Source organism: Arthrobacter ramosus (assembly GCF_039535095.1).
In the GTDB taxonomy this organism is placed as follows: Bacteria; Actinomycetota; Actinomycetes; order Actinomycetales; family Micrococcaceae; genus Arthrobacter; species Arthrobacter ramosus.
The window spans coordinates 1907587-1923782 of record NZ_BAAAWN010000001.1; the positions used below are offsets into that span (position 1 = coordinate 1907587).

General features: G+C 64.4%; 12 protein-coding genes. 5 read left to right on the top strand and 7 right to left on the bottom strand.

What is annotated here, in order from left to right; translation table 11 throughout:
* Nucleotides 1–2 precede the first annotated feature (2 nt).
* From ABD742_RS08870 to ABD742_RS08885, 4 genes are all read right to left on the bottom strand, one after another.
* Nucleotides 3–623: an L-threonylcarbamoyladenylate synthase gene (locus ABD742_RS08870; protein ID WP_059389303.1), complete on the bottom strand. Its 621-nt coding sequence runs from the start codon at nucleotides 621–623 to the stop codon at nucleotides 3–5.
* Between the two features lie 27 nt (nucleotides 624–650).
* On the bottom strand, nucleotides 651–1451 hold the full coding sequence (locus tag ABD742_RS08875; protein WP_234749984.1) for an ABC transporter permease: 801 nt from the start codon (nucleotides 1449–1451) through the stop codon (nucleotides 651–653).
* Nucleotides 1452–1512: 61 nt separating this feature from the next.
* Nucleotides 1513–2499 (bottom strand): ABC transporter ATP-binding protein, encoded by a 987-nt coding sequence (locus ABD742_RS08880; RefSeq protein WP_234749565.1) that lies wholly within the window; start codon nucleotides 2497–2499, stop codon nucleotides 1513–1515.
* Complete coding sequence (locus ABD742_RS08885) at nucleotides 2496–3581, bottom strand: LolA family protein (protein WP_234749563.1); 1086 nt, start codon at nucleotides 3579–3581, stop codon at nucleotides 2496–2498. The genes ABD742_RS08880 and ABD742_RS08885 overlap by 4 nt, the downstream gene beginning before the upstream one ends.
* 232 nt (nucleotides 3582–3813) lie before the next feature.
* Here ABD742_RS08885 and ABD742_RS08890 point away from each other — a divergent pair, with 232 nt between their 5' ends.
* Complete coding sequence (locus ABD742_RS08890) at nucleotides 3814–5217, top strand: MFS transporter (protein ID WP_234749561.1); 1404 nt, start codon at nucleotides 3814–3816, stop codon at nucleotides 5215–5217.
* On the opposite strand, the gene ABD742_RS08895 is transcribed toward ABD742_RS08890, so the two are convergent.
* Genes ABD742_RS08895 through kynA form a run of 3 tightly spaced genes read right to left on the bottom strand, consistent with a single transcriptional unit; the run spans nucleotide 5169 to nucleotide 8226 of the window.
* Entirely contained in the window at nucleotides 5169–6059 is an 891-nt protein-coding gene (locus tag ABD742_RS08895; RefSeq protein WP_234749559.1) for a PaaX family transcriptional regulator, read from the bottom strand. The genes ABD742_RS08890 and ABD742_RS08895 overlap by 49 nt on opposite strands.
* On the bottom strand, nucleotides 6056–7294 hold the full coding sequence (gene kynU / locus ABD742_RS08900; protein ID WP_234749557.1) for a kynureninase: 1239 nt from the start codon (nucleotides 7292–7294) through the stop codon (nucleotides 6056–6058). The genes ABD742_RS08895 and kynU overlap by 4 nt, the downstream gene beginning before the upstream one ends.
* Before the next feature lie 47 nt (nucleotides 7295–7341).
* Entirely contained in the window at nucleotides 7342–8226 is an 885-nt protein-coding gene (kynA, locus tag ABD742_RS08905) for a tryptophan 2,3-dioxygenase (RefSeq protein WP_234749555.1), read from the bottom strand.
* A gap of 166 nt (nucleotides 8227–8392) precedes the next feature.
* Here kynA and ABD742_RS08910 point away from each other — a divergent pair, with 166 nt between their 5' ends.
* From ABD742_RS08910 to ABD742_RS08925, 4 genes are all read left to right on the top strand, one after another.
* Nucleotides 8393–9874: an aspartate kinase gene (locus ABD742_RS08910; protein ID WP_308193819.1), complete on the top strand. Its 1482-nt coding sequence runs from the start codon at nucleotides 8393–8395 to the stop codon at nucleotides 9872–9874.
* Nucleotides 9875–9986: 112 nt separating this feature from the next.
* Nucleotides 9987–11387: a diaminobutyrate--2-oxoglutarate transaminase family protein gene (locus tag ABD742_RS08915; RefSeq protein WP_234749553.1), complete on the top strand. Its 1401-nt coding sequence runs from the start codon at nucleotides 9987–9989 to the stop codon at nucleotides 11385–11387.
* A gap of 41 nt (nucleotides 11388–11428) precedes the next feature.
* The gene (locus ABD742_RS08920) at nucleotides 11429–15598 is read left to right on the top strand and encodes a Pls/PosA family non-ribosomal peptide synthetase (RefSeq protein ID WP_234749551.1); all 4170 of its coding nucleotides are present in this window, start codon (nucleotides 11429–11431) and stop codon (nucleotides 15596–15598) included.
* 52 nt (nucleotides 15599–15650) lie between these two features.
* Entirely contained in the window at nucleotides 15651–16148 is a 498-nt protein-coding gene (locus ABD742_RS08925; protein WP_234749549.1) for an HAD domain-containing protein, read from the top strand.
* Nucleotides 16149–16196: the final 48 nt, after the last annotated feature.

A 16196-nucleotide genomic window follows, 5' to 3' on the forward strand; every position in this document is an offset into this window, starting at 1 on the left:
GCTCACTCGAATCGCGAGGGATCGCCGGTGCCGCGCCTGACCACTTCCGCTGTGCCGCTTGAGAAGTCCACCACGGTAGTGGGCTCTGCGCCGGTGTCTCCGGAGTCGATGACGGCTTCCACCAGATTGTCCAGGCGTTCCTTGATTTCCCAGCCTTGGGTCAAGGGTTCCTCCTCGTCGGGGAGCAGCAAGGTGCTGGAAAGGAGCGGTTCGCCCAGTTCGGCGAGCAGGGCCTGGACAAAATTATGGTCCGGGATCCGCACGCCTACCGTTTTCTTTTTGGGGTGCAGGAGACGGCGCGGCACTTCCTTCGTGGCAGGCAAGATGAACGTGTAGCTTCCAGGCGTGACGGCCTTGATGCTTCGGAAGACATCGTTGTCGATCATGACGAACTGCCCGAGCTGCGCGAAGTCCTTGCAGACCAAGGTGAAATGGTGCTTGCTGTCGAGCTGCCGGATCGAGCGGATCCGGTCAAGGGCTTCCCTGTTGCCGATTTGCGCGCCGAGCGCGTAGCAGGAATCGGTGGGGTAGGCGATGAGCCCGCCGGACTGGAGGATATTCACCACCTGGGCAATTGCGCGTGGTTGGGGGTCCTGGGGGTGAACATCGAAGAATCTTGCCATGCCACGAGCTTACGGGCAGGCCCTACTTCAGGACAGGACATCCTTGCTCGTGAATTTGCCATAAGCCAGCGCGCCGGCCGCCACGATGTAGCCCGCCTGCAGGAGGGCGTTGTCGCCGAAGCTCGTCCACGAGATGGGTTGGCGCAAGAGGTCGGCGAAGCCCAACCAGTAATGGCTGAACAGCCACGGGTGCAGCCACTCCAATTGCGGCAGGTTGTCGGCCACTTGCGACACGACGGACAACACGATGGTCGCGGCCATGGCTCCGACCGGTACGTCCGTAAACGTGGAAATTGCCAGCCCGATAGCGGACAGCCCCAACAAAGACACCGCGATGTATGCAGCAATAAGCAGGGAACGCACCACGGATTCGCCGACGCCGATGGTGTCGCCCGACAGCAGCGTGACCGGGCCCACCGGGAAGAGCGCGACGCCGGCCAGCGCACCGGCGGCGGCCACGGTAAGGGTCGCTGCCAGGCAGAACGCCGCGGCGGCAGCGTATTTGATCAACAAGAGGCGGACGCGCCCCGCCGGCGCGACGAGCAAGTACCTGAGCGTCCCCAGGTTCGCTTCACCTGCGATCGTGTCGCCAGCCACCACTCCGATCGTGAGAGGAAGGAACAAGGGCACGGAGACAACCATTGCGGTCACGCCGACGAAAAGCCCGTTTTGGGTGATCCGGTCCAGGAAGGGCGGACCCCGACCCGGCGCCACGGGATGCGAGCTCAGCTTGACCGCCGCGGCAATGAGGATGGGGATCGCGGCGAGCGCCAGGAGCATGGCCCATGTCCGCAGCCGCCTGAACAGTACCGAGAGCTCCGAGGCCATGAGTGACCACGAGCTTGATGCCCCGGCCTTCGGCGCGGCAGTTACGAGTGCGGTTTCGTGTTCAGCCGGCAATGTCGAAGCCCTCTCCGGTAAGGGAGACGAAGCGCTCCTCCAGGCTGGCGTTCTCCACGCCGAAGCCCCGCACCCGGACGCCGTCGGACACGAGGGCCGCCACGATCGCCTCGGGAGCCACGTCGTGCCCCGGTGGACCGGTACTGACGAGGCTCTGGCCATCGGGACCGTACGAGCCGGGCGGCGGAGCAGACAGTTCCGACTTCAGGCCCAGCCTGGAGAGGACCCGGACAGCGGCGTCAATGTCCGGCGTGTGGAGGCGGATCGTAGCCTTTCCCGCGGCGCGCAGTTCGTGCAGGGTTCCTTGCGCCACGAGCTTGCCCACGCTCATGACTCCCACGTGGGTGCACATCTGCTCCACTTCCGCGAGGAGATGGCTGGAAACGAACACAGTGGTGCCCCCGGCCGCCAGCGAGCGCACCAGGCTGCGCACCTCCCGGGTCCCTTGCGGATCGAGGCCGTTGGTGGGTTCATCCAGGACAAGCAGTTCCCTCGGCCTCAGGAGTGCATGCGCAATTCCGAGCCGCTGTTTCATCCCGAGAGAATAGGCTCGGACTTTCTTGCCTGCGGCATGGGACAACCCCACCCTCTCGAGCGCTTCATCCACCCGTGCGGCCCGGGTCCGCGGCGAGGCATGAAGATCGGCGCTGTCCAATCGCCGAAGGTTCGCTGCCCCGGACAGGAAAGGGTAGAAGGCGGGGCCTTCCACCAGCGAGCCAACGTTGGGCAGGACTGTTGCCAGTTGGCGCGGCATCTCGCCGCCAAGAACCCGGATGTGGCCGTTCGTGGCGGAAGCCAAGCCGAGCAGTAGCCGGATGGTCGTGGTCTTGCCGGAGCCATTTGGACCGAGGAAGCCAAAGACTGAACCGCGGGGAACTGCCAGATCGACGCCGTCGACGGCGGCCCGGTGCCCGAAGCGCTTGCTGAGGCCTTGCGTCTCGATCGCCAATTCAGCTGGCGCGGATGCCTCCGTCATTTCGTGGCGGCTGCGGACTGCAACCGCTCAAGTGGCACCATTCCCGCGAAGACGCGGCCGTCGTCGAGCATCAAAACGGTTACCAGGCTCGTCGTCAGCGCGCGGCCGCCAGCGACCGGCTGGGTGAGCTGGGCCAACAACGGAGCCGAACGGACATCCGTGGGGACCGTGCCAGCGGGCAGGCTGATCACTGCGTCCCAGCCGGTGCCTGTGATGGTTGGCCGGCCCGCTGCTGCCTTGGCTTGCGGTGCCTGCCCGGTCTTACCGGGGAGGGCACGCAGCTGCGGGGTTGCCTTCTCTTCCACGGCGGCACCGCGGGGCGGAGTGAAACTGAACAGGGCGGCGTCGGGCGCCGACAAGTTCAGCTCAGTGAATGCGAGCGAAAAGGCCGCTGCGGCCTGGCCCCGTGCCCGTACATCGACGCCGAGCGGCAGGCCCGAGGCGGAGTCGACGGCGATTGTCACGGAATCGACGAGCGTGGTTGTACTGCGCGGCGTGATCACCAATTGGTAGGCCGCGTGGCCGGCCACGGTGGTTCCGTCACCCACTGTCACGTCCGTGGTGGGCCCGACGGCGGCGAGGAAGTGCTGCGCGACGACGTCAGGGGTGGTTACCCCTGGAGTCGGTGTCGCGTGCGGGGCCGCTGTGCGCGCCGGCTCAGCGGGCATCGTCATGTGCGCCGCACTGTTGTCGGCCGAGTTGTAGAGCCACAGATCGTTGCCGTTGCGGACGACGTCGCGCTCGGCGAGCATGTCCATCACCTGGAACCTGGCCTTGGTGGGACCGTCCAGGTAGACCCGGGCCGTGTGTGAACCGCTCAGAAGCTCGATGACTGAAGCCGGACCCTGGGTTGCAGTTGGCCCGACGGAGGGGAGCTGCGGGAGTCCCAGTTCGGAACTTTGTTGAAGGGTTCCGGACAAAGCCTTCACGTCGGCGCGGCCGATCATCGCGATGACTTCCTCTGCCGTTTTCTGCGGCAGGCTCGTCGCAGCTCCTGCCTGGTAGGAACCAGCCAGGGCTGCCGCAGCAAGGGCTACCGGAACCAGCGCGGCCGGCAACCAACGCAACCAGAGGCGAGTCATGGCAACCTCGCGAACCATCCACCATCGGGGAAGTTCATGGTTCCAGACTACTCCTGGTGCTCGGAGGGATCACGTGTTCATGCCTCCATGTCCGTGCCGGGCAGCGCGGAGATTCGATTCCCGATCATCGGTAACCGCATGGCGTCGGTCAGACGAAAACCGCGAGTCTTGATCTCCTCACCCCCCGGATCTCCGTCCGCACAGAGACAACGCCGTCCCAAGGAGAAACCCCATGGCAACAACCACCCGGAAACAGGCAACGATGCGCAAGACCCCCGGAAAAGCCGCCCTCGCGTCGTTCCTCGGTAGCACCCTCGAGTATTACGACTTCTTCATCTACGGCTCTGCGGCCGCGCTGGTCTTCGGACCTCTGTTCTTTCCCTCCGATGATCCCGCCGTCGGCCTGATCGGCGCCTTTGCTACCTTCGGCGTCGCTTACATCGCACGCCCGGTGGGAGGACTCGTTATGGGCCATTTCGGCGACAAAATGGGAAGGAAGAAGATCCTGCTCATCACCCTCGGCGTCATGGGCCTGTCTTCGCTCGGCATCGGCTTCCTGCCGAGCTACAGCCAGATCGGGTACTGGGCGCCGGTCCTTCTGGTTGCCGGTCGCCTGGCTCAGGGCTTCTCTGCCGGGGCTGAGTCCGCCGGAGCATCGACGCTGACACTGGAACACTCGCCGGAAGGCCGCCGCGGGTTCTTTACCAGCTTCGTGATGACCGGGTACGCCTCCGGCATGGTCCTCGCCACGCTGGTCTTCATTCCGGTCGCGGCACTGCCCCACGACGCACTCATGAGCTGGGGGTGGAGGATCCCCTTCTGGCTGTCGATTGTGGTCCTGGCCATCGCCTACTGGGTCCGCACCCATCTGGATGAGACGCCCGTCTTCGAAGACGCCAAGGAGAAGGACGCGGTGGCTTCCTTGCCGATCCGCGATGTGCTCAAGTTCCAGTCCATGGACGTGGTGCGCGTCATTGGGATGTCAGTCATGTCGGTCATGCAGACCATCTTCACCGTTTTCGGTTTGGCCTATGCCACGGGAGCGGCCGGCTTCGACAAGACGGCAATCCTTACTGTGAATGCCGTGGCGATCGGACTGTCAATGTTCGCCATGCCCCTCGTCGCGAGGCTGTCGGACAAAGTGGGGCGGCGACCATTGCTCCTGACCGCAGCCATTGGATGCTCGGCCACGATCTTTGCCTACTTCTGGGCGCTGTCCACCGGCAGCATCTGGTTGGTCTTCGCCGCGGCCTTCGTGAACATGACACTGCTCTACTCATGCTTCAACGGCATCTGGCCCTCATTCTTCGCCGAACTGTTCGCGGCCCCCGTTCGATACTCCGGCATGGCCATCGGCAACCAGCTGGGACTGGTGGTGGCAGGCTTCGGTCCGCTGATCGCCGGCCTGCTGCTCGGCAAAGGCGCTGACGGCTGGGTGCCCGTGGCGGTGTTCGCGTGTGCCTGCATGGCTATTGCCGCTGTCTGCGTGGTTTTGTCGAGGGAAACGGCGAAAACGCCGACTGAGGAGCTGGGCGCGCCCTACCTGCGGGGCATGGCCATCCGGGCATCCCAAAGCCATGGCAGCGGCTACGCCTCCAGCGTCCTCCGCACGAAGTCCGCGCTCGGCCGTGAATAGGCGGCCCCGAGGCGCTCGAACAAGGCGATTCCCGTCGTGCCGGGCCAATCTTTGGGAAGAAGCTCCGCCGGCAGCCCCGGATCCAGATACGGAATGATCCGCCAGCGGTCGATGCATCGGACATAACGGGCGAACGTTTCGGCCGTGGCCTCGGGAGAGGCTCCCATCAGCTGGTGAGCATCACCCGGGCCGCCGTCGGAACCGTTACCCGGGCCGCCGTCGTCGGCCGCTGAACCATAATGCCTGATGAAGTCGCGATGCAGTTCTGCCACGGCCTCCAGGTCCCACCATGCGGATGCGGCATCGCGGAGGCTGCCGCCGACCAAGGGAGTGTCCGTGACGAACACCGTGGCCATGCCGCGCAGCTTCAGGTCCTCCAGGATCTCCTCCACTTCCTCCCGAAGCGAATCCGGGCAGATCCACAGCCCTGCTGCCACCGTGCCGCATCCAATCCAGTGCAATCTCCGACGCAATTGGTGCCGCTTTTCCCGCTCCGTTTCCGGAATGGAAAAGGACACGAGGCACCAGCGGTCCGCGGACGACATAAGGCGGGGGTTGAAAATCCGCCGGTCGCCGCGGGCAAGCATCGCTGCGGCGCCCTCGGTAACCGCGAAGCCGGGAACACCGTGACGCACTTGCGGAAGGACGATTTCCTTCTTCTTCAACCGTGACAAGGCCGTCCGGGAAACGGCCGCGGTCAGCCCAAGAGCCTCCATGAGGGCGATGATGTGCCTCGTGGACATCCATCCACCGGCATCGCGCAGATACAAGCCGATGACCGTGCGCAGCAATGACGTGGTACTCCCGGGCCGGGAGTCCATGTCGTCGAGGACAGCGCTCACAGGAGTTCGGTGAGGGCGTCCCGGATGGCGGTCACTCCCAGCTCAACCTCCGCGTAGCTGGTGCTGAGCGGCGAGAGGCCGATCCGCAGTCCGTGCGGCGGACGGAAATCCGGAATGACACCCCTTTCCCACAGCGTCTGGGTCACCTCGCCGAACAGGGGATGGTCCACCGTGATGTGCGAGCCACGCTCCGCGGTGTTGCGAGGGCTGACAATCTCGACGCCCAGGGGGACCAGCATGTCCTCAGCCAAGGCAACTGCGTACTCAGTGAGCTTGACGGACTTTTCCCGCACGGCGTCCATGCCCACTGATGCGATCAGCTCGACCATGTCCTTGAGCGGCTGCATGGCCAACACCGGGGGAGTGCCGGTGATGAAGCTTCGGATCCCCTTTGCCGGCTTGTAGCTTTCCGTCATGCCGAAGGGGTTGTCAGCGCCCATCCAGCCCCAAATAGGCTGTTGCAGACGGTCCTGCTGCGAAGCGTTGACGTAAGCGAACGCGGGAGAGCCCGGGCCGCCATTGAGGTACTTGTACGTGCAACCCACTGCGAGGTCCACGCCCCATGCGTCCAACTCGAGGGGAACCGAGCCTACGGAATGGCACAGGTCCCAAAGCATGAGCGCGCCGGTTTCCTTGACCATTGCGGTGATCGCCGCGGCATCCGCCAGGAAACCGGAACGGTAAGCCACGTGGCTGAGAACGACGACGGCCGTCCGCTCGCTGATCAGTCCCTCGAGGTCCGTGGTCCGGACGCCGCTGGCCGGGTTGGAGGCGACCCACTTGATTGTGGCACCCTTTTCCGCGGCGATGCCCTCGATGATGAAACGGTCCGTGGGGAAATTGTCCCGGTCCACAACAATCTCATCGCGGCCGGGCTGGGCGTCAACCGCTGCCCGGATGAGCTTGTAGAGCATCACGGACGTGGAATCTCCCACGGTGACCTGGCCGGCGGCGGCGCCCAGGGTGACGACGCCGATCCGGTCGCCCACCGTGATGGGCTCGTCCATCCACTGTTCGTCCCAGCCGCGGATGAGGCGGCTGCCCCAGGCATCCTCGACGAAGGACGCAAGCTTCGCCGACGTCGCCTTGAGCGGACGGCCGAGCGAGTTCCCGTCGAGGTAAGCGGTGAGTTGACCGCCTCCCGGGGAGTAAAAGGCCTCACGCTGCTCGGCGAGGGGATCTGCGGCGTCGAGTTCTGCCGACGTCGGCCGTTGCGTTTGCTGCGTGCTGTTCATGTCTCTCCTCAAGGAAGCTGATGGGGTTGCTGGGGCTGGATTGCTGTTCAGTTGCCGATCTCGGTGCGGACGGCGTAGAGCTCGGGGAAAAAGGTCAGGTCAAGGGCCCGCTTGAGGAAGTCGACGCCCGAGGAGCCGCCCGTACCTACTTTGAATCCGATGGTCCGTTGCACCGTACGCAAGTGGCGGAAGCGCCACGCGTGGAAGTTGTCCTCGATGTCCACGAGGTCTTCGCAAGCCTCGTAGAAACCCCAGGGCGTGGCTTCCGATTCGTAGATCTCCTGGAAGACCGGGACGAGGTCCTTCCGGAACGTCCACGGTTCGCTCGTGTCACGTTCCAGGATTTCGGCGGCAACGGCATAACCGGCCCGGGCCAGCACCGCGAGGAAGGCGTCGTAAAGGGTCGGCTCCTCCAGGAGCGTGCTGAGCTGGCTGTGCGCCGCCGGATCGCTCTCGAAAACCCGGAGCATGTCCCGGTTCTTGTTGCCCAGCAGGAACTCAACGGCGCGGTACTGATGGGACTGGAAGCCTGACGAGCTGCCCAGGAAGCGCCGGAATTCGGAGTACTCGCGCGGAGTGAGGGTGCCCAGGACAGACCACTGCTCGGTCATGGTCCGCTGGATCGCCTTGACGCGTGCGATGCATTTGAGGGCTTTGGCAAGGTTGTCCGCATCAAGGAGCCGGCGGGCTTCAAGGAGTTCATGCAGGACGAGCTTGAGCCACAGTTCGCTGGTCTGGTGCTGGATGATGAACAGCAATTCGTCATGGTGTTCCGGGGTGCTCAACGGGTGCTGGGAGGTGAGGAGGCGGTCAAGGTCCAGATAACCGCCGTAGGACATGGCCTGGCTGAAGTCGGTGCGGACCGAATCCTCGATGGGCCTGATGTTTTGGGCCCTGATGTTCTCTTCGGAGTGGCCGGTGCGGTTTTCCATACATTGAGAGTATCACTATTGTGACGAACGTCAAGATAGTGAATTTCCGGGAAGCCCAGGCTCCCGGTGGCGTTCCAAAGGCTCCTTTTTGTTGCCTAGGTGAACCGCTGGCGAGGTCCATACGTTGTAAGATCGGCAAGGGGGTATGCGGGCTCCAGGAGGCTCCATGTACCAGCAGACAGTCAGCATCCGGGATGTACCAGCAGACAGTCAGCATCCGGAGGTGGACGGACCAGAACGCTTCCCCGGTCTCGAACAGATGGCGCTACGTACGCGTACAAAACTTCGGGCCCGGGACCTCATAGTGCAGAAATACGGGGGCTCCTCCGTGGCTGATGCAGCGGCCATCAAACGAGTGGCCCGGCGGATCGCTGAGACCCGGGAGGCCGGACATCCGCTGGTGGTCGTGGTCTCGGCCATGGGCGACACCACTGACGAACTGCTTGACCTGGCCGTGTCCCTCAGCCCCAGTCCTCCCGCCGGCGAACTTGACACGTTGCTGACAACGGGTGAACGGATCTCCGTGACGGCCTTGGCGATTGCGTTGGCCGACCTGGGTGTTCCTTCCCGCACCTTCAGCGGAAAAAAGGCCGGACTGATAACCGATGGCATCCACGGCAAGGCGCACATTGTCAACGTTGACCCGCACCATATCCGCGCTTGCCTGAAGCGCGAAGAAATTGCCATCGTCGCCGGGTTCCAGGGAAAGGGCCTCAAGAAGAAAGAGGTCACCACCCTTGGCCGGGGCGGTTCGGACATCACGGCCGTCGCCTTGGCCGCCGCGCTGGGCGCCGGAATGTGCGAAATCTATACCGACGTCGATGGTGTGTATACCGCTGACCCGCGGGTCGTTCCCCGCGCGCGGAAAATCGACGTCATTTCAAACGAGGAAATGCTGGAGCTGGCTGCGTCCGGTTCCAAAGTCGTGCATGCCAGATCCCTTGAGTATGCCGGCCGTTTTGGCGTCCCCATCCACGTGCGCTCCTCCTTCAACCGGGGTATTGGAACCTTGATCCTCCCAGGCCGGGACCAGGAGGCGGAATGGGACCACAAGCCGGTCTGGGAACGAGCTCCGGCCGTTGAGCAGCCCGTGGTCTCTGCAGTTCTCTGCGACAAGTCCGTGGCGAAGCTGACGTTAATAGGCGTCGCGGACGGCGTGGGAAAGTCCGCAGAAATCTTCGGGCTTCTTGCCGATGAGCGCGCCCAGGTTGAGATGGCCGTTCAAAACACCTCGTCCGCGCGCGCCGGCGGGAGCGACATTTCGCTGGCGGTTCCTGACCGGGACGGATTCCGTGTCCGCGCCGCCCTGTCCGCTGCACAGGTGGCCATCGGCTTCGTGGACCTCCAGTACGACGGCCAGATCGGCAGGCTGTCGCTGATCGGTCTGGGCATGCGCACTGACGCGCAGGTCTTTTCGCGGCTCTTCAAGGCCCTTTCGGATGCCGGAGCCGAGATCGAGTTGATCTCGGCGTCGGACGTGCGCATCGACGTTGCAGTTCGCGCGGCCGTGCTCGAGGACGCACAGCGCGCCGTGCGCTTGGCCTTCGGACTGGACCACCCAGGACAGGACCAGGCGGGACTGAACCATGCAGGACTGAACCATGCAGGACTGAACCAGTCAGGAGAGGAGGCCACCAAAGCGCCGTAGCGGGGCCGCAGCACCTGCACCCCATCCTCCCCGCGTCGCCTAGGCACGGCCGCGGGAAGCGCTCAATCATTGATCCGCCTCCGCGGATCCCCGGGATAAGGACCCGATCGCCATGAACACTCTCCCGCAGCAGACTACCTTGACCTCGGCACATGTAACCGGGCCCCTCCCGGGACCCAGGTCCGCCGAGTTGCTGGCGCACCAGGAACTCAACGAATCCAATGCCCGCACCTATCCGCGGCATCTCCCCATCGCGATTGCCGAGGGCTCCGGAGCCTTTGTGCGGGACGTCGATAACAATGTCTTCATTGATTTCCTGGCCGGAGCCGGCGTTTTGTCCCTCGGGCATAGCCATCCGGAACTGGTGGAGGTCGTCGCCGCTCAACTGCGGAGCTTGAGCCATGGACTTGATTTCCCGACGCCGGCGAAGGACGCCTTCACGACGGCGCAGCTGTCCATGCTTCCCTGGGGACTCGCCGATCGGATGAAGATCCATTTCTGCGGACCGACCGGTGCAAATGCCGTGGATGCTGCCGTCAAATTGTGCAAGACGGCCACCGGGCGCGGGGACATCGTGTGCTTCCAAGGAGCATTCCACGGCAGCAGCGCCATGGGGATGGCGTTGACCGGACTGGTTGAACAGAAGCAGCCGGTGGCGAACGGAATGCCCGGAGTGCACTTCTTCCCATACTCCTACTGTGCTCAGTGTCCCCTAGGCCTGCACCCGGAGACCTGTTCGACCAACTGTGTCCAATTCCTCGAACATTCCCTCAAAGACCCGCTCGGGGGCATTCCGCTTCCCGCGGCCGTCATCATGGAAATGGTCCAAGGCGAGGGAGGAGTTGTACCGGCCACCGCAGAATTCGCGCGAACCGTGCGCAGGGTGACCCGTGAGCTGGGCATCCCGTTGATTATCGATGAGATCCAGACCGGGTGCGGGCGCACCGGAACGTGGTTCGCGTTCGAGCAGTACGGGATCGAGCCGGATGTCATCGTCGCATCCAAGGCCCTCAGTGGAATAGGCCTCCCCGTTGCCCTGATCATCTACAACAAGGACCTTGACCGCTGGCTCCCCGGCGCCCACACCGGAACATTCCGCGGAAACCAGCTGGCATTCGCCGCAGGGGCCGCAGCAGTGGAGATCTTCCGGCGCGACGACGTTCTCGGCAACGTCCGTAGCCGCGGTGCGCAGATTGCCGGGCTTCTCGCACCCCTGGTCGGCAACCCGTGGGTGCGCGAGGTGCGGGGCCGGGGCCTGATGTGGGGGATCGAGTTCGCCGATCCGGAAACCGGCCGCCCTGCCGGGGACCTGGCCCGGGCAGTGCAGCGAAATGCCCTGGAGCTGGGCCTGATACTCGAATGCGGCGGCCGGGACGACTGCGTGGTCAGGCTCCTGCCTCCGCTGAACATCACGGAAGAACTCGTCAATACCGCCTGCGGGCTCCTTCTGGCTGCCATTGCGGAACAAAGTTCCGTCGCAGGACACAGGACCACGACAGGGGCGGTCCGATAGGGCCCGCCGGCCGGGCACAAAGCCAGGACAAGGAGGCGAACATGGGAAGGCATGTGGACCCAGGCCGGACCCCGGGCGGATCGGCCACAAGCCCCGGATCCATGATCCAGCTCAGGGACGGTGCCCCGGTCCTGGTCGGCACCGCACTGGGCAACGCGGGACCGGGCAACCCGGCACTGGGCAACCCGGCACTGGGCAATACCATCCGGTGGAGCCCCGGCGAGCGGCTTGAGGAGCTCTTCGAGAACCGGTGCGACCGGCAACGGGCCGAAGGCCACCGCCGTCATCCTGCCGTGGAAACGGCGGATGGTTCGCTCAGCTACGGAGAACTGGACGCCCGGGCCAATAGGCTCGCCCGCTACCTTCTTGCCCGCGGGGTAAGCCCCGGCGACAGAATCGCACTGCTCTTCGAGGACCCGGTGCGGTCCTACGTCGGCATGCTTGCGGTCCTCAAGGCCCACGCCGTCTACGTGCCCCTCGACCCGGCGTTCCCTCCCGAGAGAATTTCCTATATAGCCGCAGACGCCGGCGTCACCATGCTCCTGACTGTCTCCCGCCTCGCGGACAGCCTCCTGCCCGGGACCGCGGACTTGGCCATTCGCGTGGACAAGGAGGACCACCGCATTGCCGCGTTTGAACCCTCCCGCTTGGCTTGGGCGGGGCAGACGTCCCCGGCCAACGGACTGGCCTACATCATCTACACTTCAGGATCCACCGGACGGCCCAAGGGAGTGGCCATCGCCCACGCCAGCATTTGCCACTTCGTGCGCATTGCCGCCGAAACCTATGGCTACGATTCCCGGGACCGGGTCTACCAAGGCATGACCACGGCTTTCGATTTCTCCGTGGAGGAGATCTGGGTGCCTTGGATGGTCGGGGCCACCTTGGTGCCCCGGCCGCCCGGGAACAACCTCCTCGGGCCGGATCTTGCCGAGTTCATCGAGGCCCGGAACATCACCGCCCTTTGCTGTGTGCCGACCCTGCTCGCCACGCTCGACGACGACGTGCCCGGGCTGCGGTTCCTGCTCGTCTCAGGTGAAGCCTGCCCGGAGGACCTTGTGAAGCGTTGGCACCGGCCCGGCCGGCGTTTCCTGAATGTCTACGGGCCCACCGAAGCGACGGTGACAGCCACCTGGGGAACGGCGGAGCCCGGCAAGCCCGTGACCCTGGGCAAACCGTTGCCCGGCTATTCGGCGGTCATCCTGGATCCCGTCCAGGACCGTGCACTGCCTCGCGGCGAGCTGGGCGAAATCGGACTGGCGGGCGTCGGGCTCGCCCGGGGCTACATCAACCGGCCCGAACTCACAGAAAAGGCGTTCATTCCCGATTTCCTGGGCCTGGAGGACAACCCGTCCCATCGCATTTACCGCACCGGTGACCTCGGCCGGTTCAACGACCACGACGAAATCGAGTACCACGGCCGCACCGACACGCAGGTGAAGGTCCGGGGCTATCGGATTGAGCTCAGCGAAATCGAAAGTGTCCTCCTGCAGATGCCCGGGATAGCGATGGCAGTTGTGAAGACGTGGGAGCCCGGGCCGGGAACCACGGAACTCGCCGCCTATTACACGCTGCACCAGGACGCACCCAGGGTGCAAGGAAGCGACATCCGCGCCTGGCTGCGCGAGCGGCTCCCCGCCTACATGGTGCCGGGCTATTTCCAGCCCCTCCGGACCATGCCGATGATGGTCAGCGGGAAAGTGGACCGCAGCAGGCTTCCACATCCCACTGGCCCCCGCGCGGTCAGTACAGACGTCGCAGACACCAGGCCGATGACGCCGACGGAACGGATCCTCGCCCCGGCTTTGGCTGCCGCCCTCCAGCTCACCTCAGTCTCCACCACCGCCAATTTCTTCAACGACCTCGGGGCAAACTCCCTGCTGCTGGCTCATTTCTGCGCCAACGTCCGCAAGGAAGCCGACCCACCCTCAGTCTCGATGCGCGAAATCTATGCACATCCGACCATCGCCGCCTTGGCGGCCGCCCTGGACGCAGCGAACGACGAGGCGCTGGCGGGGGCCGACGCCGGGGGCGCGGAAACTGCGGTGGCGGAACCCTTCCTGCGCGTTGGGACCGGCCAGTACCTGCTGTGCGGGGCCTTGCAGGCAATGGCCGCCCTGGCCTACGCGTACGTGGCGTTGCTCATCCCCGTGGCCGGCGAGCAGTGGATCGGCGGGTCCCGGCAGCCCGGCGACCTCGTGATGCGCTCCGTCGTCGTCGGCGCCGTGTCGTTCCTGGCCTTGGCAGTCCTACCCGTTGTGCTCAAATGGGCGCTCATCGGCCGATGGAAGACCGGGGACTTCCCTCTCTGGTCCTTAAAGTACGTCCGCTTCTGGTTCGTCAAGAGCTTGGTCAATACAAGCCCCGTCCGAATGTTCGTCGGGACGCCGGTCTTTCCCCTCTACCTCAAAGCGCTGGGGGCCAGGATCGGCCCCCGGGTAACCATCCTCTCCTCAAGGATTCCCGCCTGCCCCGACCTGCTGACTGTAGGGGCGGACACGGTGATCCGAAAGGACTCCGCCTTCTACTGCTACCGTGCCCACGGCGGCCGGATCCAAACAGGGCCAGTCACCCTCGGCCGCAACGTCCTGATTGGTGAGCAGGCCACACTGGACATAGACACCGCGATGGGCGACGACGCCCAACTGGGGCATAGCTCCTCCTTGCACCGCTTCCAGAGCGTTCCCCCGGGCTCCGCCTGGAATGGCTCACCGGCCCAACCCGCCGGCACCAACTACCGGCTGGACGGACACGCCATCAGCGGCACGCGCAGCCGGGTCAGCTTTGGTTTCTGGACGGTCGTGAACCATGTGGTGCTCGTGTCGTCCCTCGGAATCGGAGCCATTGACATCCTGCTCGCCTCCCTTCCCACCGGCGACACAAACCCTGCCCGGCCCGGATTCTGGGGCGCACTTCTGCTGGTCTCGTTCGTCGTTCTCTTCGGCAGCATCCTGGCCGCCTTCGCCCTCGTCGCCACCCTTCCCAGGCTGCTGGCATTGTTCCTGGTCCCTGGGCAGGACTATCCGCTCTATGGCCCCCGGTTCGGACTCCTGCGGACCATTCAGCGGCTGACAAACCTCAAGTCACTCCTCCAACTCACGGGGGACAGTTCCCTGATCGTGCACTACTTGAATGTCCTGGGCTACCACCAGCCGGACATGGTGCAGACCGGATCCAATTTCGGCGTCGGGCTGAAGCACGACAGCCCCACGCTGGCGACGGTCGGCAGCGGCACCATGGTCTCCGACGGTCTATCCATCATCAACGCCGACTATTCAAACACCGCGTTCCGCCTCTCGCCTGCCGTCATTGGGGCCAGGAGCTTCTTCGGCAACAACATCGCCTATCCCGCCGGAGCCAGGGTGGGCGACAACTGCCTCCTGGGCACCAAGACCATGGTGCCTTTGGAAGGTCCGCTCCGTGAGGGGGTGGGCCTCCTGGGCTCTCCACCCTTTGAAATCCCGCGCACAGTAGACCGCGACAGTGCCTTCGACCGGTTCAGGACGGCGGAGGAATTGCGGCGGCGGATCCCGGCAAAGAACCGGCACAATGCTGTGACGCTGCTCCTCTACCTGCTGGGCCGCTGGGTTGAGCTCTACGTGATTCTCCTGGCCGCCTGGGCATCGCAGGCCTTCCTCCCTGCGGCAGGAGGCCTCGGAGCCCTGGCCGGGTTGGGAACAATGGTCATCACCACCAACGCCCTGGCAGTCCTGGTGGAGCGGGCATCCCTCCGCTTCGGAAGACTTTCACCGCTCTTCTGCTCCATCTACGAAGTGCCCTTCTGGCGGCATGAGCGCTTCTGGAAGCTCAGCGCCGGGGGCATCGTGCAAATGTTCAACGGGACACCGTTCAAACCCGTGATCTGGCGCATGTTGGGGATCCGGATGGGCAAGAAGGTCTTCGACGACGGTTGCGGGATCCCCGAAAGGACCCTCGTCACCATCGGGGACTATTGCACCCTCAATGTCCACTCCGGCGTGCAGTGCCATTCCATGGAGGACGGCGCGTTCAAACTCGACGCCATCACGCTTGGTCCCGGCTGCACCCTTGGAGTAGGCGCATTCGTCCACTATGGAACCACCCTGCACGAAGGTTCCCAGCTCGAAGCCGACTCGTTCCTGATGAAGGGCGAAGACGTCCCCGCCCACAGCATCTTCGGCGGCAATCCCGCACGCGAACTCACCCGGCAAGCCGTCCCCGGACTGCCCTGACACCAGCGCTTGCCTTACGCTGGCCTTGTTGGCACGTCGGGGAGGGGGCTGCATGACCACCGTGTCGCTGTATCTGGACGTCGACGGCGTGGTGAACCCCTTCGGTCCCATGGGCTTCACCGATTGGGGTACCGAATGGAAAATCGCCGACGCTGGAATCCTGGACGTCGTTTACGCCTCCGAACTGGTTGACGAGCTCAATGAGCTGGCCGCTCATCCCGCGGCGAGGTTTGTTTGGCTGACGACATGGCAGCGGCTCGCGCCCGAGTTCCTGTGCCCGGCCATCGGTCTCCATGGTGAGCATTGGCCCGTCTTGACCAGCGACGGTTGGGACCAGACCGCCGATTGGTGGAAGCTGGACGTTTTGCAAAGGGACGTCCACGAGTCCGGAGCCGAACGCATCGTGTGGATGGACGATCAGCTGAACTATGAAGCCGCGGCCCGGTCCTGGGCCGAGTTCCTCGGCAGCCGTGTGCTTTGGATCTCACCGGACCCGCGGCGGGGCCTGTCACGGAGCGATATCGCGGCCGTTCGGCAATTCCTTGGATGATTCGATGTTTGGCCATGCCTGCAATGGCACGTAGGATTCTTAAGGTTT